The organism is Streptomyces sp. NPDC088116 (assembly GCF_044741745.1).
GTDB lineage: Bacteria > Actinomycetota > Actinomycetes > Streptomycetales > Streptomycetaceae > Streptomyces.
Genome location: NZ_JBIUTF010000001.1, coordinates 602,822 through 623,805, shown reverse-complemented (window position 1 = coordinate 623,805; position 20,984 = coordinate 602,822). Strand labels below are relative to the sequence as shown.

Here is a 20,984-nt window from a genome sequence, read left to right as displayed (position 1 = left end):
GGGTGCCCGGGGGCACTGACCCGAGCGACCGGCAGGCGGGAATCGTGAGGATCTTCGGGAAGGTACGGCATCGGCCCTCCGCCTCGTGGCGGCAGGCCACCGACCGCGCGTTCACGCTGATCGGTGACGGCCGGTACGAGGACGCGGGGGCGCTGCTGACGCGCGCGGCGGACCTGGAGCCCTGGCTCTCGGAGTCCTGGTTCAACCTGGCGCTGCTGCACAAATTCCGGCACGACTGGGAACAGGCGCGCGCCGCGGGCCTGCGCGCCGTCGCCCTGCTGGACAAGGAGACCGGCGCGCCCGACTGGTGGAACGTCGGGATCGCCGCCACCGCGCTCCAGGACTGGCCACTGGCCCGCCGTGCCTGGCAGGCGTACGGGCTGAAGGTGCCGGGCAACCAGCACAGCGTCCAGGCCAACGCCGAGCCGGACGGTATGGGACTGGGCAGCGCCGCCGTGCGCCTCTCGCCCGAGGGCGAGGCCGAGGTCGTCTGGGGCCGCAGGCTCGATCCGGCCAGGATCGAGATCCAGTCGATCCCGCTGCCGTCCTCCGGACGGCGCTGGGGCGAGGTCGTCCTGCACGACGGCGTACCGAACGGTGAGCGCACGACGGCCGCGAGCCCGGACGGCGCCACCCGCGCCTACCCCGTCTTCGACGAGATCGAGCTGTGGGCGCCCTCGCCCGTGCCCACCTGGGTGGTGCTGCTGGAGGCGGCCACCGAGGAGGACAGGGACGCCCTGGAGCAGCTGGCCGCCGACGCCGGATTCGCCGCCGAGGACTGGTCGTCCTCCGTACGGCTGCTCTGCCGTTCCTGTTCCGAGAGCCGGATGCCGAGCGCGGAGGGCGACGGCGAGCACCTCGACCCGCACGACCACAGCGAGCCGGGCCACCCGGGACCGCTGGGGCACCGCACGGCCGGAGAGCTGTGGGCGCCGGAGCGCGAGTGCGGGATCGCGGCGCCGCCGGGGCTGGTGCGCGGACTGCTCGACGGCTGGGTCGCGGACAGCCCGGACACCCGAGAGTGGCGCGATCTCGAAGAGGTCTGCTGAGCGCTCGGAAGAGGTCTGTCTCGGAAGAGGTCTAATGAGAGCGGTAAGGCTGCCCGTAGGCTGTATGGGCACATCGCACCGATCGTGCGGGCAGTATCGGGTACCGAGGAAGGCGTACTGCGGACATGGCGCAGCAGGAGACGGACCAGCGGATGAACAATGAGGCCGCTGTGGCCGAGCCCGGGGACGGGTTCGTCGTGGACACGGAGGACGCCGAGGCGCGCGAGCTGGCACACCGCGAGCGCGGCACGTCCCGCCCGATCACCGTGGTCGGGAATCCGGTGCTCCACAAGGAGTGCCAGGACGTCACGGAGTTCGACGACAAGCTCGCCGCGCTGATCGACGACATGTTCGCCAGTCAGCGCACGGCCGAGGGCGTCGGTCTCGCCGCCAACCAGATCGGCGTGGACCTGAAGGTCTTCGTCTACGACTGCCCGGACGACGACGGCGTACGGCACGTCGGCGCCGTCTGCAACCCGGTGCTGGAGGAACTGCCCCCGCAGGAGCGCCGGTTGGACGACTCCAACGAGGGCTGCCTGTCCGTACCGACCGCGTACGTCTCGCTGCCGCGCCCCGACTACGCGGTGGTCCGGGGCCAGGACGCCCAGGGCAACCCGATCAAGGTGCGGGGCAACGGCTACTTCGCGCGCTGCCTCCAGCACGAGACCGACCACCTGTACGGATACCTGTACATCGACCGTCTGTCGAAGCGCGACCGCAAGGACGCGCTCCGGCAGATGGAGGAGAACACCCCTCGCTACGAGGTCGTGTCCAACGGCTGAGGTACCCGCGCCGCGAGGTCGCTTCCGCCCTCGGGGACCTGCCGCACCGCCTCCCGGACCGGTCCGGGAGGCGCCGTGCCCGGCTGTACGGGGGCGGGTTCCGCCGCCTTCAACGAGTCGGGTGCCACGGCGAGTTGGTAGTAGGTCCACATCAGGGGCGGGAAGACACTGCCCCGTTCGGAGTCGCCGCCGCCCACACCTTGCATGCCCAGCAGCTGCGGGGTGTCGGGCTTGGTGCGGAACATCGTGACGGCGGTGCTCAGTTCGGGTGTGGTGCCGATGAACCAGGCCGATTTCATCCGGTCGTTGACACCTGTCTTCGCCGCCCGGACGAAGGCGTCGGGCCACGATTTGCTCTGCCGGGCGATGCTGTCCCGGCCCACGCCGAGAAGCGCCTCGGACACGACCTGGGCCACTTCCGGATCCAATGCCCGTACGGCCCCGGGCCGGTCGAGGCCGTCGAGCGCCACGCCGGCGCGCTCCACCTTGGTCACCGAATACGGGTCGCGCCGTTCGCCGTCGTTGACGAAGGCCGTATAGGCACCGGCCATACGGACCGCGCTGGGTGTCGAGGTACCGATGGAGAAGGTCGGCTCCAGCTTCGCCATGCTCTCCTTCCGCAGCCCGAGCGCGAGCGCCGTGTCCCTGACCTTCTCCAGTCCGAGCTTCTTGCCCGTCTGGACGTACAGCGCGTTCTCGGACTTCAGCAGGGACACGGCCAGGCTCGTACCCGCCCGCGCACGCTGCTTGGTGCCTTCGGCGGGGAACACCCCCTGGCGCTTCAGGGCGGCGGCGTACACGAACGGCTTGAACGCCGAGCCCACCGGTACGCCCGCGGTGTCCGCGTTGTTGCTGAAGTGCTTGATGGCGTCGGAGCCGCCGTAGACCGCGACGATCGCGCCGTCCTCGGGCCGTACCGAGGCCGCGCCCACCTCCACATGCCGGTCGGTCGCGCGCTTCGCCGGGTCGAGTTTCTCCGCGCGTACCTTCTCCACCGCCTTGGCCAGGGCGTTCACCTTGTCCTTCTCGAAGGTCGTGTGGATGCGGTAGCCGCCCAGGGCCAGTTCCTTCCCGGTGAGCCCGATGCGGCTCTTCAGGTACTTGTTGGTGATGTCCATCAGATAGCCGATCTGCCCGGCCTGGCTGGTCGGCTTGGCGGGCTTCTTCGGCTCGGGGAAGTCCTTGTACGTGGCGCGTTCCTCGGCGCTCATGACGCCTGTCTCGACCTGACGGTCCAGCACCCACTCCCAGCGGTCCACGGCCCGTTCGCGGTTGGCGGGGCCGAGCGCCGGATCGAAGCTGTCCGCGCCCTTGAGGAGCGTGGCGAGGAACGCGCCCTGGCTGGGGTTCAGGTCATCGGCGGGGATTCCGTAGTACGCGTACGAAGCGGCCTGGATGCCGTACGAATCGCGGCCGAACCAGGAGGTGTTGAGGTATCCCTGAAGGATGTCCTCCTTGCTCATACGGCTGTTGACCTTGAGCGCGAGGACGAATTCCTTGCCCTTACGGGTGACCGTCTGGTCCTGGCTCAGGTAGGTGTTCTTCACGTACTGCTGGGTGATGGTCGAACCACCCTGGGTTTCCCCGCCCTTGAACATGGCGACGAAGGCGCGGGCGATGCCCGTCACCGAGACGCCCGAGTCGCTGTAGAAGTCGGCGTTCTCGGCCGCCACGGCGGCGCGTTCCACGGCGTCGGGCACCTGGTCGAGCGCGACGTCCTGCCTGTTCACATCGCCCACGCTCACCATGCGGCTGCCGTCGGCCCAGTAGTAGACGCTGGCCTGGCGACGGGCGTCGAGGTTCTCGTCCGGTATGTCGACCATCTGATAGACGACGGCGAACAGCCCCGTGACGGAGCCGGCGGCCAGGAGGGCGAGACCGGAGACCAGCTTCCAGGACGGCACCCAGCGCCGCCGGCCCGTCCGGCCTTTCCGGCCCTCCTGGCCTCCCTGGCCTCCCTGGCCTCCCTGACCCTCCTGGCCTTTCCTGCGGGAGCCGACGCGACGAAGCCGGGGTGCGGGGGGCAGCCTCATGGTGCGGACCTGGACCTCTCCTGTGGGGGGGGGCATGAACCACCGCGAACCGCGGTGCGGACACACACCAGACGTCCTGGCGGGCGGATGAGGTTGTCGTTCTCCGCGAGATCCCCGTAGGGCAATGTGTTTCACCGGCGTGGAGGGAGGGGCAGGCGGGCAACGTCCGGTCGGAGCCGTTGGGTTCGGCCTCGCGCGGATCAGCCGGAAGCGGTGTCGGCGTTGACGGCCTCGACCACATCCCTCAGCTGGGAGCGCACGGTGATGTCCAGCTTGGGGAACGCCCGGTACAGGTGCGACGCGACGGTGCGGGGAGACAGATACAGCTTCTCCGCCACCTCACGGTTGGTCAGGCCCAGAGCCGCGAGCCGTACGATCTGCTGCTGTTGGGGCGTGAGGACGGCGAACGCGTCCGGTTCCGCCGGGCCGCTGTGGGCGCCGGTGGCCCGGAGTTCGGCCTGGGCTCGCACCACCCAGGGCTGAGCCCCCAGCTGCCGGAAGGCGGCCTCGGCCTCGGCCAGCGGAGGACGCGCCTCGGCGATGCGTCGTCGGCGGCGCAGCCACTCCCCGTACGTCAGAAGAGCCTGGGCCCGCTCCAGAGGCCTCCGGGCGAGTGCCGGAGTCGCCAGTGCCGGGGTGAAGTGGCGCTCGGCCTCGTCGGGAGGGGCGAGTATCGCCCGGCTCAGGTGGACCAGGGCCGCCCTGCGGGGTCCGAGGTGGCCCGCGTCCGTGAGGGAGCGCCCGGCCGCGTCCACGGCCCGCGCCGCCACTTCGTGCCGGCCGCAGCGTGCCGCGGCCGACGCGAGGTCCGGCAGCGCCGGGTGGGAGAGGTGATAGTGCACGGGATTTCCCCGGCCGTCGAAGAGCGCGCCGTAGTGGAGGTACGCCGTTTCGGGATCGCCTTCCACGGCGGCGGCGGTGCCCAGCGCCCGGTGGGCGGTGACCAGGACCGAACGGCTCTCCAGGGGGTCGACGAGCGACAGAGCGTGTCGGGCCTGCGCACGCGCTCCGGCCGTGTCTCCCCGCAGGGCGCGCAGCAGAGCGTCGGTGGCCGCGGCGCAGGCGGCGGCGTGGTCGAGACCGGCGGACATCGCGACGGCCGAGAGTTCGGCGCACGCCGTCTGGGCGCGGTCCCACCTGCCGTGGTCCAGATAGGCCCAGGCCGCGACACCGCCCAGCCCGCCGGGAAGCGGCCCCCGGGACGTCCACGAGGTGAAGGCCGTGTCGAAGGCGCGTACGGCCAGATCGGTCTCGTCGAGCAGCCAGGCGGCGACGGCGAGCAGCGTCAGGGTCTCCGGCCGGTCCCGCGACGCCGCGACCAGAGCGGGCAGCCGCAGGGGCAGATCCGGGCCGGCCGCCTCGGGACGCGCGACGACTCCGGCCCACTCGCCCAGGAGAGCCTCCCCGTCACCGATCCGTCGGGCCGTGGAATCGGACGTGGCCGGGATACTGGCGCAGAGCACTTGTTCTGCGGCTGCCGTATTCCTAGCGACCGCCTTGCTAGCGCGTTCGAGGCTGTCGCCCTGTCAGGGAGGTGGCACGCGGGTGCGGGCGCTGAATCGTGGCAACCAGCGCCGTCCGTCGATTCCGCTGATCTACACGTCGACCTGCACCTACAGTGCAGAGGCAGCAGCTGGTGAAACACTCGCGGACATGGCGGAAACGAGGTCGGCGTTTCAATGCAGGTAGCAGTCGAGCATCTCGATATGTCGGAAGACGCGCGCTTGGCTGCCTACAGCGCTGTTTCGACCTCACTCGCCCTGCGAAGTGATCACCGGCTGGCCGAGCTTGTGGACGCGGCCGTGCCGCTCGGCTCCGGTATCGGCGGGAAGTCCGCGCTGCTGGAGGTCGACGAACGGCCGGTCTTTGTGAAGCGGGTGCCGCTCACGGACATGGAGCGGTTGCCGGAGCACGTACGGTCCACGGCCAACTTGTTCGGGCTGCCCAGCTACTGCCAGTACGGCGTCGGTGGGCCTAGTTTCGGTGCGTGGCGGGAGCTAGCTGTTCACACCATGACGACGAACTGGGTGCTCGGAAGGCAGTACCAAGGGTTTCCGGTGATGTACCACTGGCGCGTGCTGCCGGACACGACCGCTCTTCCGGAAGAACTCGCGGACGTGGAGCGGGCCGTGGCCTTTTGGGGAGGCCGACCCGAGGTACGCCGTCGTATCGAGGCCCTTCAGCAGTCCTCTGCGAGCCTCGTGCTGTTCCTGGAGTACATCCCTCAGACGCTCCACGAGTGGCTCACCGAGCAGGTGCAGGCTGGTGAAGAATCTGCCGACCGGGCTCTCTCCCTGGTGGAGCGCGAACTGGAGGCCGGCACGTCCTTCATGAACGCTCGCGGGCTCCTGCACTTCGACGCCCATTTTCAGAACATCCTCACCGACGGCCGTCGCCTCTACTTCACGGACTACGGCCTCGCCCTCTCCTCCCGATTCGATCTGTCACCGTCCGAGACACAGTTCTTCGAACTGCACCGGACCTACGATCGCTGCTACACGGTCAGCTGGCTGGTGAACTGGCTGATCACTGCTCTATACGGATATGAGCGGAACGCACGCGTGGCGCTCATTCACGCATGTGCCGATGGGAAGAAGTCGCCGGGCGGATCGCCAGAGGCCAGGGCGATCCTCTCCCGCCATGCACCGCTCGCCGCAGTGCTGACGGACTTCTACCTCAAGATTCAGGAGGAGAGCAGGGAGAGCCCGTACCCCTTGGAGGCGCTTCACCGGGTCCTCGAAGCGGACAGGTCACGTCGTAGCTGAGCACGCATCAGGAGCCTTTGCGGCTGGCGATGTAGTCGGTCCAGTTGCGCTTGACGAAGTTCGCCCAGTCCGTCGCGTTGTCGATGCTGGTCCCGGTAAGGGCGGCGAGGATTGAGGCAGGAACGTCGGCTGCCAGCGCGAGACGGGCGGTGTTGCGGCCTGCAAGGCCACCCAGTCCAAGGCGCCTGAGCTTCAGGTAGATGTACTGGGACTGAATTGGGCGGGCCGGGTTCAGACCGGCGAACAGCCATGGGGTAGTGCTGGCAGCACGGTTGGACTCCCAGGCGGCCTCGGCGTGCTGAAGGTACTCCAGGACCAGTTGAGCCAGCCGCGGAGGCAGTTGCAGAAGGGTTCCATCGAGCTTCAGCCGGACCGTTGCTTCTTGAACGACGATGTCGTTGGTGGTCAATTCGAGGATGCGCGTGATCTGCAACCCCATGAGAAGGACGAGGCTGCCGATGACGCGGACGTCCAGGGGGAGCGTGGTGTCGTTGATGCAGCGCCGGAGCTGCTGAACGCGGTCGTCGTCCTCAAGGAAGGTGGTCGGGTCTTCAGGGAGCCTGACTGGGACGGTGAGGCTCGAGGTGAGACCTCGTTGATGGGTCCAGAGGACGAAGGCCCTGACGTCCCTTCGATTGGGCGGCCCGCTGTCCAGCCAGCGCTCGAGGTGTCCCTGACTGAGGTGCGGCAGCTCGATGCCTTGCTCGTCGAGCCAGGTCAGCAATTCCAGCGCGCGTCTGATCTGCGAGCGCCGGTGAGCGTCTCTGAGGGCCTGGCCGGCGCGTCGGCGGGCCAGGCGTCGGTGGCGGTGGATGAGGTGCCAGTGAGCGAAAGGGCTCACTATCTGGCGGTGGTGTGCGGGTGCTTCCTTGAGGACGATGTCTGCCCAGCGGGGCAGACGCTCGAGCGTTTCGTTCCTTTGCGGCAGCACCCCCGCTGTGGACAGCAGATCCCTGGCGTAGGAGGTGGTCGAAGTGTCGGGCAGCTCGTCGAGGTCGTGATGCCGGAGTGTGGCTCCGGTTTGCGCGAGCCGGGTCAGGAGTTCGGGGACGCCCTCGTGGTTGAGCCAGTGCAAGATTCTGATGGGGCGGTCGGCACCGCGGAGTGCCGTGTGAACGTTTTGGGTCGTCGGGGCGATCGTGTTCTGGGTCGTGCCGAGGAGCTTGCTCAAGCGCTGGTCCAGTACGCAGCGGGTGCAGTAACCCCGCTGGGAGAACAGGCCGCTGGTGCCGCAGCCGCGGCAGGTATAGGAGCGCTCGCAGCCGGCGCATGGTCCGCAGATCATCGCCCCGTCGGGGCGCTGCCCGATGAGCGGCCGTATCTGTCCGCAGTCGGGACAGGCGCTCGGCGTTCGGCGGACCCTGGTGTAGCAGGTGCTGCAGACGGGGCCAAGCGGCCACTGGGCCTGGACCGGACGGACTCGATGACACCAGGCGCAGGGCTGCGGTGGACGCGGCAGGCATGGTCCGCAGATCGGAGCGTCCGTCGAAGCCCGCAGACATGGCCGTGTGCGGCCGCACTGCGAGCAGGTGGCGGTCGGAAGCCGGTAGCAGCCAACGCAGAGGTCAGGTGTGTTTCCCCTACCCCTCCTGATGATCTTCCGCTGCTGGCCGCAGACGCCGCAGATCCGGGTGGGCGGCCGGTAGCAGCGCCGGCAGACCGGCCCGTCGGGTGTGAGTGCCTGGGCGGGCCGGTCTTCGCCGCACGAATGACACCGGTGCAGTGGCCGGGGCGCACACCCGTTGCATAGGACCGTCCTGTCGGCGAGCCGGACGGCTGGCCGTCTGCGTCGTCCACACCGGCCGCACTCCGTGTGCTGCGTCTTGCCGTAGCAAGTGCCGCACAGTTCGGCGCCCGCGCGTCGGAGAGTGATCCGCATCAGCCGGCCGCATGCGGTGCACTCCGCGCGAGGCGTCTTCGCACGGGCGTAGCAACTGCTGCAGACGATGCGTTCTTCGATCCTGTGGTCAAGGGTGCGGGAGGCACGTCCGCAACGGCTGCACTTGGGCGCCTCGACTCCCCGGATACCGCGGCCGATCAGTGTGTCGGCCAGCCTCACGAGGCTGAAAGGCACCCGGCCCGCGGGCGCCGCAAGAGCATCAGGGTGTTGCTGGAGGTGCTCGTCGAGGGCGAGCGCGGCGCTGCCGCGTACGACTGCGTCGTCGAGTATCTGCTGGAGCACGTCGTCGGACAGCTGCGGGAACTGTGTAAGGAGGTGCTGGCGGATACGGCTGAGGGCTGCGGCCGTTTTGGTCGGCTTGTTCACGTGTGATCGGGGCGTCGGATGGTGGTCCTGCGCGGACGAGGCTGGGACGGGCTGGTCTCGCCTGCTGCTTTGCGGACCTCCGTGTTGACGACCTTGACCTCGATCAGGTCGTTGGGCTGGCAGTCCAGGATGTCGCACAGAGCAGCAAGAGTGTCGGTGGACAGCCGCTGAGGGATCTGGGTGACCAGGCGGAAGACCTGCTCACGGGACAAATCGATACCTCGCTCGGCGAGCAGGGGTTGCAGGGCGGTGGTCTGGAACATGCCCTTCTCGGCCATGCGCAGACGCAAGTGCCAAGCGATGCCCATCTTGCGGATCATGCGGGTTCCTCCCACAGGTCGCTGTGGCGTTCCTTGAGCGAGCGCTCCAGGATCCGGTTGCGGTAGTCGTCCGACACCCCGGTGTAGATGGCCGTGGTGCTGGCGTAGGCGTGACCTACCTGATCTTGAACGAATCGCTCGGGATAGCCGAACTCGATCAGGTGGGTCACGTAGCTGTGCCGCAAGGAGTGAAGGTCGAGTTCCTCTGGGAGGTCGGCATCCTGTCGGGCGCTGTTGAAGGCGTCGTTGAGACGTCTGAGGGACATGCGTCCCCGCCGTTCGGTGACCCACAGGGCGGGGTGGCGGCCCGGTGAGAACGCTGGCCTCACCTCCTGCCAGTACTGCTCGAGTACATCGACACACCAGTCCATCTCGGGCACGGTCAGCACCAAGCGCCGCTTGGGCGGGCCTCCCTTCGACGCCTTGCCGTAGCGCACGAACACTCCGCCGAAACGGCCGTAGGACGGCACCTTGGCGTTCCGGCGCATGTCGGCAAGGTCGAGGCCGCAGGTCTCCTGCCGGCGCAGCCCGTACGCGTAGACGGTCTTCAGAACCATCGCGTCGCGAAGGGCTGCGAGGGAACCCTTGCGGCCGCGCTTACGGATCTTGTCGATCCTGTCGTCGGCAGCATCGAAGAGTTGCTGCACTTCGTCGTACGTCAACGGCCGTCGCCCCGGGCCTCCCTCGTACTCGCTGGTGTGAGTGATCGTGTTCCACTCGTGCAGGATCTGAATAGGCCGTTGACCGAAGCGGTCGTAGCAGACCTTCGGCCAGTCATAGCGCTCGTCGGTGACGTACTCGCAGAACATCCGCAGGGCGTTCTGGTAGTTGCGCGCCGTCGACACCGCGAACGTCGGCCGTCGGGCCCGAAGGTGGTCCAGAAACGCCTCGACCTCGACCGACTGCCATTGCCAGGGGTACTGATTAGAGAACTCCGCGAATCGCTTCAGCAGCGAAAGGCGAGGCTTGATCGTCGCGTCGAAGTTGAGGAACCGCGAGCGTTGTTGCCTTGCCCAGCCTTCCAGCATCGCGTCGAACACGGCGGGCTCGGGATCGAGGTGGACAACCCCCTGAGCCAGAACCAGGCGGGCACTACCCGGTAGCTCCGTCGCATCACTCATGTTGCTTATAATGCAACATCGTTGTGTCTGATTGCCAGCCTGGTCAAGTCCGCTCTTCTACCCAAGGGCCGCCACGTAGAGTGCAGTTCGAGCTGGCAGCAGGCACTTCATCGCCGATGTCGTATGTTGCATCGGATGCAATATGGCCCGTTTCGGGCAGAAGACGTTCGATCTCCCGCAGTTGGGACGGGTCGCCCGAGTAGAAGCGGACCACGGCGGCCGCGGCCAGGGCCTCCACGGCGGCCGTGGGGGCGGTGTCCGCCAGAGCCAGGGCCGCACGCGTCAGCTGTCCGAAGGCGGCGCTGTGCGAGGTGGTCAGCGTCATGAGCCGTCCCACCTGGAGGGCCGCCAGCGCCGCGGCCGTGGGGTCGTCCGTGCCGGCGCGGGTACGGGCGGCCAGTCGCTCGACGGAGCGGAGCCGGCCGGTCAGGACCGCCGTGCCGGCGGCGGCGGCGAGCAGCCGGGTGCTCTCGCCTCGGTCGGGGTGCAGATCGGCGGCACGTTCCAGCAGGTGCGCGGCGGCCGCGTACCCGCTGCGGTGTCGCGCCCGGTCCGCGCTGCTCTCCAACTCGGCGGACACGCGCGCGCTCAGGCCGGACGTGGCGGCGGCGAGGTGCCAGGCGTACCGGTCGGGATCCTGCCCGCGGAACAGCTCGGCCAGCTCCAGGTGCGCCGCCTGGCGTTCTTCGGCCGGGGCCGCCTGGTAGATCGCGATGCGTGACAAGGCGTGGCTGCTGCGCAGCCGTCCCCCGGTCCGGCGGACGAGCCCGGCTTCCTCGGCGGGTGCCCACACGGGATCGCCGATGTCCGGGAGCCAGGACAGCACCACGTGCGGGGGATCCTCGGTGTCCGCCGTGGCCAGGCGTACCACCGCGCGCCGGGTCCCGGCCGGCAGCGCTGTCAGACGGTCCGCGTAGACCCGCTCCAGCCGGTCCGTGACCGGGAGCGGGCCGACGGTGCCGCGGATCGTGTGCGCGTGTTCCACGGCGGCCCTCGCCAGTTCCACCAGGGCCAAGGGGTTGCCCTCCGCCTGGTCGAGGATCCGCTCGCGGGTGAGCCCGTCGGGCACCCGCGGCTGCTGGTCGAGCAGCCGGTTCGCCGCGTCCCGGCGGAGTGGGCCCAGGTCCAGGGTCCGCTGCCGCGCCGCGAGATCCGATAGTACACCGTCGCGGGCGGCCAACAGCATCGTCACCGGCTCGTCGGCCAGTCGGCGGGCCGCGAAGGAGAGCACGTCCAGCGAGGCGCGGTCGGTCCACTGGGCGTCGTCGACGACCAGCAGGAGAGGCCGGTCGACGGCGAGGTCCGACAGCAGCGTGAGGACGCCTGTCCCGATGAGCATCGGATCGGGTGCTTCGCTCTGCTCGGCCAGTCCGAACGCGGTGTGCAGCGCCCTCCGCTGCCTGGGCGGCAGTGTGTCGATGTCCCGGCGGACCGGCCGCAGAAGCTGGTGCAGGCCCGAGAACGCGAGGTCGGTCTCGGACCGGCTGCTGTCGGCTCTCAGGACCCTGCCGCCCGACGCGCCGAAGTGGAACGCGGCCCGTCCCACCAGCGTGGTCTTGCCCGCTCCGGGAGCACCCGTCACCGTCAGCAGTCCGCCCGTGGGCCGCGCCGGGTCGACGGCTCCGAGGAGCTCGTCCAGTTCCGCTCGCCTGACCGCGCGGAGGTCGTACTCGGCGACGGCTCCCGCCGCGTGCTCGTCCACCAGATCTCCAGACGTCGCGGGATCGTCCTGAACCCGGAAATTCACGGACTCCGGTGACTCCGGTGACTCGGGCGAATCCGGTGACTTGGGTGCCCACATCCCGCACATCGACGCTACCAGGGGGTTCCCGGCAGACCGCCGCTGCCGGCCGGAGTTGCCCCCGTCTCACGGCCCCCCCGCAGGCAAGTGCAGTCAGGTGACCGATACCGCCGGGACCGTGCTCGATCCCAAGCTGGGAAGCGTCCGACATCTTCGTCCGACATCTTCGTCCGACACCTTCGAAGGAGAACCATGTCCGCCCTTTCCTCCCATGAATCCGTGAACCGGCAGAGCGCGCGGCCCGACAGCGCCGGGAGGCCGACGGTCAGCACCATCGAGCTCGGTGATGTGCGGATCCACCGCGTCATGGAGTTCTCCGACACGACGCCGATGACGACGGACGTCTTCTTCCCCAACAGCAGGCCCGAGGAGTGGCAGCGCCACACCGAACTGCTGGCGCCCCACCACTGGGAGCCGGAGACCGACCTCACCCGCGCCGCCACCCAGTCCTGGGTACTGCGCAGCGAGGGCAGGATCATTCTTGTCGACACGGGCGCGGGCAATGGCAAGTACCGCCCGTTCCAGCCGATCTGGTCCTACCTGAACACCGACTACCTGGCGAACCTCGCCGCCGTCGGCGTGCGGCCCGAGGATGTCGACCTGGTCATCAACACCCATCTGCACGACGACCACGTCGGCTGGAACACCCGGCTGGAGGGCAGGGACTGGGTGCCGACCTTCCCCAACGCCACGTACCTCATGCCGCAGCGCGACTTCGAGTACTGGAAGCCCGAGAACCTCCACAACACGGTGTTCGGGCGGGGCAACCAGAACGTCTACGAGGACAGCGTCACCCCGGTCGTCGAGGCCGGCCTGGTGGAGGTCTGGGACGAGTCGTACACCATCGATTCCCACCTCCGCCTGGAGCTGACCCCCGGGCACACACCCGGCGCGTCGATCATCCACCTGGAGTCCGCGGGCGACCGCGCCGTCTTCGCCGGTGACCTGCTGCACGGCGCGATCCAGGTCCACGAGCCACACATCAACAGCTGCTTCGAGGAGGACGAGGGCGGTGCCCGCGCCAGCCGAGCGCGGATATTCGCCCACGCGGCCGACAACAACGCCCTCATGCTGCCGGCCCACCTGCCCGGCCACGGCGCCTTCGAACTGCGCCGGCGCGGTTCCGGCTTCGAACTCTCCAACTGGGCGCCCTTCTCCCGGACTTGATTCGGGCGCCTGCCACGCGACGCTGCGGCGGGCGATCGCGTTGGCGACCTCGGGACCGTGTTCCTTGCGCACGATGTGCAGACAGGCGTCGATCCCGGCGGAGGTGCCCGCCGAGGTGACGACGGCGCCCTCGTCCACGTACAGCACATCCGGCTCGACGACGGTCCGCGGAAAGGCGCGGGCCAGCTCCGCCGCGTGCGGCCAGTGACCGGCGCACCGGCGCCCGTCCAGCAGACCGGCGGCGCCCAGCACGAAGACCCCGGAGCACACGCCGATGGTTGGTGACAGTCCTGCCACTGCTTTCCGTCGAGGGGAACAGCGACAGTGGAGCCATGGGCACCTTCCTAACAGTTCTCGCCCTTATCGCCCTGTTCGTCCTGCTGGGTCTGCCGCCGCTGATCTGGCACCTCGAGGACCGGGCGATCGACCGCCAACTGCGCCGCGCCGAGCGCCCGGATCCACCGGAAGGTCCCCGGCCGGCCGTCGGGGACCTCCACCGGCCCGCCGCCGCGCCATCGCCGCGTGCGCGAGCCCCGCGCATGCCGCACCGACCGCGTACCACAGCAGGTCAGGCGCGTTGAAGGTCGAGCCGAGCACCAGCCGCGCGAGCATGCTTCGCGCGGCCAGCTCGGCCGGGACGGCGGTCAGCTGGAGCAGCTCGACGGCGCAGCTGAACGCCAGTGCGCCCGCCGCGGCCGTCAAGGGCCGTACCCGCGGAGCGGCCAGCACGATCAGCGTATGGACCAGCACGGTGTAGAGCGCGTCGCCGCCGTACTTGGCGACGTCGCCGACCCCGACCGCTCTGATTCCCAGACCTGCGGCGACGGTCAGCGCGGCAGCACCACACGCCACCAGGCGCGTACGCGTGAGAGTCCCCATGGGGGTGAACTCTATGCGGGGTACGCGCCTTGCGGGCCTACGGCCCGTCGGGTATCAGGCCGGTACGTCTGCGTAGCCGCTCGCGTACGAGACGAATGCGCGCCAGCCGTCGGCCGGGACCTGGAGTACGGGTCCTTGTACGTTCTTCGAGTCGCGGAGGTGGACTGTGCTGGGGGAGACTGCGACTTCTACGCAGTCTCCGCCGCCCGAACCGCTGTAGCTGCTCTTGAACCAGGCCACCTCTACGCAGTTACCGCCGCCTGAACCGCTGTAGCTGCTCTTGAACCAGCGCAGTTGGGCGGGCCCGGCTGCAACCTGCTCAGTGCTCATGCTTCTCCTGCCACCCGCTCGATCAGACGCGCGGACTCCTCCGCGTTCAGGGCCTGTGTCCGCAGCTTGCCATAGCGCAGCCCGAAGGCACTGACATTCGCGGCGTCGGTGATCACCAATCCCACGTCCTGGGACTCGATACAGCCCACCCGGCGATGCTCCAGGGTCTCCAGAATCACCATAGGTCCGTTGAGACCGGGGTGGAAGCCACGATCCGAAGGCATGACCTGGATCTCGACGTTGCGCTTCGCCCCCTGCGTCAGAAGGTGTTGACGCTGCCCCCTCATCACTTCGTCGCTGCCCACCATGCTGGTCAGGGCCGATTCGCCGATGATGAAGCATGTCTCCACCATGGGTGTGCGCGTCAGCAACTTCTGCCGACTGAGCCTCGCTTCGAGATGCTGCTCAATGATCTCCTCGCTGAGGGGCGGGCAGTGCGCCGAGAACAGTGCCCGTGCGTACTCCTCTGTCTGGAGCAGCCCGGGGATGAGTAGGGGGTCGAAGTCGTATCTGCTCACCGCCTCCGTCTCGATCAACGCGAAGTCCTGGAAGAACGCGGGGAGTTTGGCCAGGTCCACGTCGTCCTGCAACACCGCCAGCGTCCCGCCCGCGTTCAACGTGGTGTCCGCCGAGTCCGTGAACGCGGACTTCGCCGGTCTCCGCCCCTGCTCGATCGAGGCGACCTGCTCGTACGAGTAGCCCACGGCCTCGGCCAGTTGCTGTTGCGTCAGTCCGGCCCGCTCGCGGTGGAGCTTGACCAGTTTGCCGTAGCCGACCCAGATGCCAGGTCGGTCGTCGTCCTTGGGCCGCTGCTTCTTCTGACGGCTGGTTCCCATACGCCTCACACCTCAACGTGTGTGCCGATGCGCGAAATGCTCTTCTCAGGGCAACGCCCGACGCTTCGGCGCCGTCACGGGACGTGACCCGTACAAACAGGGACCCGGCCCGTACACGGGCTGCCGGTACGGTCGTTCGCCCTGGTCACGCTATAGGCGCAACGGGACCGTAACCGTATGAAGTCGGAAATTCCCCCCGTCGCCGTCTCCACCGGCCCGGCTGCCCCCGCCGGACTTGTCGCCCCGCCGCCGCGTTCGCCGCTGTATCCGCCCTCCCGGGTCAAGCTCAGCTCCAGCCACCGGGGCGCCCGCCTGGCTCGGTTGCTCGCCGGGCAGCAGCTCGAAGAGTGGGGGATTCCGCGTACCGGCTCAGTTTCCGCCGTGGTCGTCGCCATCGTCGCGGAGCTGGCCGCGAACGCCGTGACTCATGGCCGTACCCCTGGGCGGGACTTCGAGCTGCGTCTGACTCTCACCTGCGCCGCCGTACGGGTGGAGGTCATCGACACCCGGCCCGACCGCTTTCCGCGCGCACCCGGTGTGTCGGCGCCGCCTCCGCCGGACTCGACCCACGGGCGCGTCTGTTTCTTGTCGCCGCCTACGCGGACCGCTGGGGCTGGGCCCTTCGTGACGCGCGGACCAAGACCGTCTGGGCCGAAGTGGACGCGGAAACAGGCCCGCATGAGAGCTGAGGCCGAGGCCGAGGGGCGATCCCCGCCTCCCGTACCGGAATTCCCGTGACGTGGGAATTCCAGTACAGGAGACCTGCGTGTTCAGGAAGTCGCGTTCCAGGAGTGCGCGACATCGACGGTCAGCCGGCCGCCCGACTGCGTCACCCGGAACGGCAGCACGAGCACCGCCAGCGTGGTTCCGAATCCTCGCGTGCTTGCTCCCATGGATCGAGTTGCCCGAGTTCACAAGACCGAGTGGATCTCGTGGACTTGAACAGCCTGGTGTGGCAAGGAGGTTGCCTGCTATTCCGGCGAGTCCGGGTGGCGGGATCCGGCGGGATCCGGCGCGACTCAGAACTCGTCGTCGAAGCCGACCGTGCCCTCCACCGCGACCTGGTACGCCGACGGGCGGCGCTCGAAGAAGTTCGTCAGCTCCTGGACGCCCTGGAGCTCCATGAAGGAGAACGGGTTCTCCGAGCCGTACACCGTGGGGAAGCCCAGCCGATCGAGGCGCTGGTCGGCGACGCACTCCAGGTACTGGCGCATCGACTCCGTGTTCATACCCGGCAGGCCCTCGCCGCACAGGTCGCGGCCGAACTGGAGCTCCGCCTCCACCGCCTCCTTCAGCATGTCCGTGACCTGCTGCTGGAGGGCGTCGTCGAACAGCTCCGGCTCCTCCTTGCGGACCGTGTCCACGACCTCGAAGGCGAAGTTCATGTGCATGGTCTCGTCGCGGAAGACCCAGTTCGTACCGGTGGCCAGACCGTGCAGCAGCCCGCGCGAGCGGAACCAGTAGACGTACGCGAAGGCGCCGTAGAAGAACAGGCCCTCGATGCAGGCCGCGAAGCAGATCAGGTTCAGCAGGAAACGCCGCCGGTCCGCCTTCGACTCCAGCCGGTCGATCGTCTCGACCGAGTCCATCCACCGGAAGCAGAACTGCGCCTTCTCGCGGATCGACGGGATCTCCTCCACCGCGTCGAAGGCCGCCGCGCGGTCCTCGGGATCGGGCAGATACGTGTCCAGCAGCGTCAGATAGAACTGGACGTGCACCGCTTCCTCGAAGAGCTGGCGGGAGAGATACAGCCGCGCCTCGGGGGAGTTGATGTGCTTGTAGAGCGTCAGCACCAGGTTGTTCGACACGATCGAGTCGCCCGTCGCGAAGAACGCGACCAGCCGGCCGATCATGTGCTGCTCACCGGGGGAGAGCTTGGCGAGGTCGGAGACGTCGGAGTGCAGGTCGACCTCCTCCACCGTCCAGGTGTTCTTGATCGCGTCGCGGTAGCGCTCGTAGAAGTCCGGGTAGCGCATGGGGCGCAGGGTCAGTTCGAAGCCCGGGTCGAGCAGGTTCTTCTCGGTTGTCACGGTCGCGTCTGTCGGGTCGGTGGTCATTACTGGCAGGCCTCGCAGGACTCGGGGTTTTCCAGGGAGCAGGCGATCGCCTCGTCGTCGGGCGTCACCTGCGCGGGTACGGGCACAGGGGCGGAAGCGGGTGAGGGTGCCGCCTTCGACGCCTTCGACCCAGCCGCCTGCGACCCGGCCGCCCTCGCGATCCGCGTCGCCGGGCGCGAGCGCAGGTAGTACGTCGTCTTCAGCCCCTTCTTCCAGGCGTACGCGTACATCGAGCTGAGCTTCCCGATGGTCGGCGTCTCCAGGAACAGGTTCAGCGACTGGCTCTGGTCGAGGAACGGCGTACGGGCCGCCGCCATGTCGATCAGGGCGCGCTGCGGGATCTCCCACGCCGTGCGGTACAGGTCCCGGATCTCCGCCGGGACCCGGGGCAGGTCCGCCACCGAGCCGTTGGACTCGCGCAGCGCCTCACGCGTCGGCCCGTCCCAGATGCCGAGCCTCTTCAGGTCCTGCACCAGATACGAGTTGACCTGGAGGAACTCCCCGGAGAGCGTCTCGCGCTTGAAGAGGTTGGAGACCTGCGGCTCGATGCACTCGTACACGCCCGCGATCGAGGCGATGGTCGCCGTCGGGGCGATCGCCAGGAGCAGCGAGTTGCGCATGCCCGTCCTCGCGATCCGGGCGCGCAGCGCGGCCCAGCGCTCCGGCCAGTTCAGCTCCACGTCGTAGTGGTCGGGGTGCAGCACCCCGCGCGCGGCGCGCGTCTTCGACCAGGCGGGCAGCGGTCCCGACCGTTCGGCGAGGCCGCAGGACGCCTCGTACGCGGCGAGCATGATCCGCTCGGCGATCCGGGTGGAGAGCGCGGCGGCCTCGGGGGAGTCGAACGCCAGCCGCTTCTTGAAGAAGACATCCTGGAGGCCCATCGCGCCCAGGCCCACCGGACGCCATTTCGCGTTGGAGTTCCCGGCCTGCTCGGTCGGGTAGAAGTTGATGTCGACGACCCGGTCGAGGAAGGTCACGGCGGTGACGACGGTCTCGTCCAGCCGCTCCCAGCCGATCTCGCCGGTGGCCGCGTCCACGAACGCGCCGAGGTTGATGGACCCGAGGTTGCAGACGGCCGTCTCGCCGTCGTCCGTGACCTCCAGGATCTCCGTGCAGAGATTGGATGAGTGGACGGTGTGGCCGGGCTCGGCGGTCTGGTTGGCCGTACGGTTCGAGGCGTCCTTGAAGGTCATCCAGCCGTTGCCGGTCTGGGCGAGCGTACGCATCATCCGGCCGTACAACTCCCGGGCGGGGATGGTCTTCCGGGCCAGACCGGCCGCCTCCGCCTCGCGGTACCTCGCGTCGAACTCGCCGCCCCACAGGTCGACCAGCTCCGGCACATCGGCGGGCGAGAACAGCGACCAGACGCCGTCCGCCTCGACCCGGCGCATGAACTCGTCGGGGATCCAGTGCGCGAGGTTCAGATTGTGCGTACGGCGGGCGTCCTCACCGGTGTTGTCCCGCAGCTCCAGGAACTCCTCCAGGTCCGCGTGCCACGTCTCCAGGTAGACACAGGCCGCGCCCTTGCGCCGGCCGCCCTGGTTGACGGCCGCGACCGAGGAGTCGAGGGTGCGCAGGAACGGCACGATGCCGTTGGAGTGGCCGTTCGTGCCCCGGATCAGTGAACCGCGCGAGCGGATACGGGAGTAGGGGAGGCCGATGCCGCCCGCGTGCTTCGAGAGCCGCGCCACCTGGTGGTAGCGGTCGTAGATGGAGTCCAGCTCGTCCAGCGGGGAGTCCAGCAGGTAGCAGGACGACATCTGCGGGTGGCGCGTACCGGAGTTGAAGAGCGTCGGCGAGGACGGCAGGTAGTCCAGGCGGCTCATCAGCCGGTACAGCGCGGCGACTTCGTCCAGCGCGCGGATGCTCGCGCTGTCCGCCGCCTCGGCCGGGCCGGAGTCCGTCGGCTCCTCGGCCAGCCCGGCGGCGACGCGCAGCATGAAGTGCTGCGGGGTCTCGATCACCTGGCGGGTGATCGGGTGGCGGAGCAGATAGCGGCTGTAGAGCGTCCGCAGCCCGAAGTAGCCGAAGCGGTCGTCCCCGGCCGGGTCGATCAGCCGGTCCAGCCGGTCCGCGTGGCGCGTGACGAACGCGGCCGTACGGTCCGCGATCAGGCCCTCGCGGTGGCCCGTCGCGACGGACCCGGAGAACGACACCACGCCCTGCCCCGCCGCCTCCTCCGCGATGGTGCGGGTCAGCAGCCGGGCGGCGAGCCGGGAGTAGGCCGGGTCCTCGGAGATCAGCCCCGCGGCCGCCTCGGTGGCGAGCCCCCGCAACTCGGCCTCGTCCGACCGGGCGTTACGGCCCCGCAGCGCGGCGGCCGCGACCCTGCCCGGGTCGGTGTCCGGCAGATCGGCGGTCAGGTCCGTCAGGGTCCGCAGCAACGCGGTCCCGGGGCCGTCGGTCACCTGCGCGGCGACCTCGGAGATATCGGAAATGCCTGAAGCCGGATCGGCTGGCGCGATGGTCACGTGGTGCTCTCCCTCGCTCGGCTCTGGGCCGTCGGGAGGGAAACGGGGATCGCGGCACGACCGTACGGCCCGGAAACGGGCAGCGCGGCGCGCGGCGTCCACCGGCCCAACCGCGAGGCCCGGACGTCTGGGCATCCGGATCGGTCGAACCGGATGCGCCGTCAGCAGGTGTTCGGACTCGCGGGTATGACAAAGCACACCACAGCACACCGTTGCGGGACAGTTCCGGATTCGCACCGGATTCCCCTGCGGCGACAGCGAGGTCGAGCATACATCTGGGGGCTGGGCGCTGTGTCACCCCCCAGATGTTGTGTCGTGAGCTTGTGGTCACTGACTGTCATACCGCCCCGCTATCGTCTTCGGGACAAGGAGGTTTCCCCATGACGGCCACCGATTACGAGAGCCAGGTCCTCACCGAGGAGTTCGAAGAGGCCACCCGGATACTGGCCCGCTCGACAGAGAGCATCCGGCTGGAACTCATCGACGGGAAGGTCCGGAGCAGCGTGATGCCGGACGGGGACCACGGACGCATCATGGAGTGGCTGACGCGTAGTTGTCTGCGGTCCCGGCCCGAGCTGTGGCTCTGTCCGGTCCGTGGGCTTCAGGTGCAGGCGCGCCTGAAGGGCCGCGCCCGTCCGGACGGCTCGCTCGCGCCGAGTGAAGCCTTCGTCGGCCAGGGCGAATGGGCGGACCCCGCGCCGGTCCTGATGGCCGTCGAGGTGACGACGTACGACTCCGACACCGACCACGGGCACCGGGTGGAGAAGCCGCGCGCGTACGCGCCCAGACCGATATCCCGGTCCATCTGCTGATCGACCGGGACAGCTGCGAGGTCACCGTCTACAGCGAGCCGGACGGGGGCGCTACGAGAATGCCCACACGGTGCCGTTCGGCAAGGAGATCACCCTCCCCCGATCCCGTCGGCATCACGCTGGAGACCGAGCAGCTCAAGAACTGGGTGCGCTGACAACGGACGGGGCGCCCGGGGGGGCCCCGCCCCGGGGGGGCCCCCCGCCCCCCCCCCCCGGCCCGCCGGGGGGGGGGGGGCGGGGGGGGGGGGCCCCCCCCCCGGGCCCCCCCCCCCCCCGGACCCCCCCCCCCCCCCCG

17 protein-coding genes, 3 pseudogenes and 1 riboswitch are annotated in these 20,984 nt (G+C 69.0%); of the genes and pseudogenes, 7 read left to right on the top strand and 13 right to left on the bottom strand.

The genetic code is table 11. The features are described 5' to 3' along the window. The first annotated feature begins 44 nt into the window (after positions 1–44). Both ACIOJD_RS02725 and def read left to right on the top strand, forming a co-directional pair. The gene (locus ACIOJD_RS02725) at positions 45–1,049 is read left to right on the top strand and encodes a tetratricopeptide repeat protein (protein ID WP_401907855.1); all 1,005 of its coding nucleotides are present in this window, start codon (positions 45–47) and stop codon (positions 1,047–1,049) included. A gap of 125 nt (positions 1,050–1,174) precedes the next feature. Then, positions 1,175–1,831 (top strand): peptide deformylase, encoded by a 657-nt coding sequence (def, locus tag ACIOJD_RS02720; protein WP_401907854.1) that lies wholly within the window; start codon positions 1,175–1,177, stop codon positions 1,829–1,831. Here the strand turns inward: def and ACIOJD_RS02715 are convergent. After that, positions 1,807–3,735, bottom strand: a complete 1,929-nt coding sequence (locus ACIOJD_RS02715; protein ID WP_401907853.1) for a transglycosylase domain-containing protein — start codon at positions 3,733–3,735, stop codon at positions 1,807–1,809. The two genes, def and ACIOJD_RS02715, sit on opposite strands and share 25 nt — an antisense overlap. Before the next feature lie 329 nt (positions 3,736–4,064). Then, a complete protein-coding gene (locus tag ACIOJD_RS02710; protein ID WP_401907852.1) occupies positions 4,065–5,327 on the bottom strand; it encodes a LuxR C-terminal-related transcriptional regulator in 1,263 nt (420 codons plus the stop codon). A gap of 243 nt (positions 5,328–5,570) precedes the next feature. Between ACIOJD_RS02710 and ACIOJD_RS02705 the strand changes: the two genes are divergently transcribed. Next, a complete protein-coding gene (locus ACIOJD_RS02705; RefSeq protein WP_401907851.1) occupies positions 5,571–6,629 on the top strand; it encodes a protein kinase family protein in 1,059 nt (352 codons plus the stop codon). 7 nt (positions 6,630–6,636) lie between these two features. Here the strand turns inward: ACIOJD_RS02705 and ACIOJD_RS02700 are convergent, their stop codons facing one another. Continuing rightward, a complete protein-coding gene (locus tag ACIOJD_RS02700; RefSeq protein WP_401907850.1) occupies positions 6,637–7,800 on the bottom strand; it encodes a hypothetical protein in 1,164 nt (387 codons plus the stop codon). Between the two features lie 936 nt (positions 7,801–8,736). Here ACIOJD_RS02700 and ACIOJD_RS02695 point away from each other — a divergent pair. Continuing rightward, positions 8,737–8,901 (top strand): hypothetical protein, encoded by a 165-nt coding sequence (locus ACIOJD_RS02695; protein ID WP_401907849.1) that lies wholly within the window; start codon positions 8,737–8,739, stop codon positions 8,899–8,901. Here the strand turns inward: ACIOJD_RS02695 and ACIOJD_RS02690 are convergent. From ACIOJD_RS02690 to ACIOJD_RS02680, 3 genes are read right to left on the bottom strand one after another with little or no spacing between them, the layout of a single operon-like run. Continuing rightward, the gene (locus ACIOJD_RS02690) at positions 8,892–9,215 is read right to left on the bottom strand and encodes a helix-turn-helix transcriptional regulator (protein WP_364913056.1); all 324 of its coding nucleotides are present in this window, start codon (positions 9,213–9,215) and stop codon (positions 8,892–8,894) included. The genes ACIOJD_RS02695 and ACIOJD_RS02690 overlap by 10 nt on opposite strands. Then, complete coding sequence (locus ACIOJD_RS02685) at positions 9,212–10,336, bottom strand: tyrosine-type recombinase/integrase (RefSeq protein ID WP_401907848.1); 1,125 nt, start codon at positions 10,334–10,336, stop codon at positions 9,212–9,214. The genes ACIOJD_RS02690 and ACIOJD_RS02685 overlap by 4 nt, the downstream gene beginning before the upstream one ends. 43 nt (positions 10,337–10,379) lie before the next feature. After that, complete coding sequence (locus ACIOJD_RS02680; RefSeq protein ID WP_401907847.1) at positions 10,380–12,038, bottom strand: ATP-binding protein; 1,659 nt, start codon at positions 12,036–12,038, stop codon at positions 10,380–10,382. A 405-nt stretch (positions 12,039–12,443) separates the two neighbouring features. On the opposite strand from ACIOJD_RS02680, the gene ACIOJD_RS02675 reads away from it, so the two are divergent. Further along, positions 12,444–13,304, top strand: coding sequence for an MBL fold metallo-hydrolase (locus ACIOJD_RS02675; protein WP_401908907.1), 861 nt, complete (start codon positions 12,444–12,446; stop codon positions 13,302–13,304). Positions 13,305–13,322: 18 nt separating this feature from the next. Here ACIOJD_RS02675 and ACIOJD_RS02670 read toward each other — a convergent pair. From ACIOJD_RS02670 to ACIOJD_RS02655, 4 genes and pseudogenes are all read right to left on the bottom strand, one after another. Next, positions 13,323–13,577 (bottom strand): annotated as a pseudogene (locus tag ACIOJD_RS02670) (DJ-1/PfpI family protein); the annotation flags it as partial. A gap of 225 nt (positions 13,578–13,802) precedes the next feature. Beyond that, positions 13,803–14,183: pseudogene (locus tag ACIOJD_RS02665) on the bottom strand (DUF2809 domain-containing protein); the annotation flags it as partial. Positions 14,184–14,237: 54 nt separating this feature from the next. Continuing rightward, complete coding sequence (locus tag ACIOJD_RS02660; protein ID WP_401907846.1) at positions 14,238–14,513, bottom strand: DUF397 domain-containing protein; 276 nt, start codon at positions 14,511–14,513, stop codon at positions 14,238–14,240. Further along, positions 14,510–15,349 carry a Scr1 family TA system antitoxin-like transcriptional regulator gene (locus ACIOJD_RS02655; RefSeq protein ID WP_401907845.1) on the bottom strand — a complete coding sequence of 280 codons (840 nt, stop codon included), beginning with the start codon at positions 15,347–15,349 and terminating at the stop codon, positions 14,510–14,512. Before ACIOJD_RS02655 ends, ACIOJD_RS02660 begins: the two co-directional genes overlap by 4 nt. A 177-nt stretch (positions 15,350–15,526) precedes the next feature. On the opposite strand from ACIOJD_RS02655, the gene ACIOJD_RS02650 reads away from it, so the two are divergent. Beyond that, positions 15,527–16,087, top strand: a complete 561-nt coding sequence (locus tag ACIOJD_RS02650) for an ATP-binding protein (protein WP_401907844.1) — start codon at positions 15,527–15,529, stop codon at positions 16,085–16,087. Between the two features lie 32 nt (positions 16,088–16,119). Here the strand turns inward: ACIOJD_RS02650 and ACIOJD_RS02645 are convergent, their stop codons facing one another. The 3 genes from ACIOJD_RS02645 to ACIOJD_RS02635 all read right to left on the bottom strand — a co-directional run bounded on the left by ACIOJD_RS02645 (position 16,120) and on the right by ACIOJD_RS02635 (position 19,877). After that, entirely contained in the window at positions 16,120–16,242 is a 123-nt protein-coding gene (locus tag ACIOJD_RS02645) for a hypothetical protein (protein ID WP_401907843.1), read from the bottom strand. 126 nt (positions 16,243–16,368) lie between these two features. Next, a complete protein-coding gene (locus ACIOJD_RS02640; RefSeq protein WP_401907842.1) occupies positions 16,369–17,406 on the bottom strand; it encodes a ribonucleotide-diphosphate reductase subunit beta in 1,038 nt (345 codons plus the stop codon). Further along, positions 17,406–19,877: a ribonucleoside-diphosphate reductase subunit alpha gene (locus tag ACIOJD_RS02635; protein WP_401907841.1), complete on the bottom strand. Its 2,472-nt coding sequence runs from the start codon at positions 19,875–19,877 to the stop codon at positions 17,406–17,408. The genes ACIOJD_RS02640 and ACIOJD_RS02635 overlap by 1 nt, the downstream gene beginning before the upstream one ends. 145 nt (positions 19,878–20,022) lie before the next feature. Beyond that, positions 20,023–20,165: riboswitch (cobalamin riboswitch) on the bottom strand. Positions 20,166–20,257: 92 nt separating this feature from the next. On the opposite strand from ACIOJD_RS02635, the pseudogene ACIOJD_RS02630 reads away from it, so the two are divergent. After that, positions 20,258–20,844 (top strand): annotated as a pseudogene (locus ACIOJD_RS02630) (Uma2 family endonuclease). Positions 20,845–20,984 lie beyond the last annotated feature (140 nt).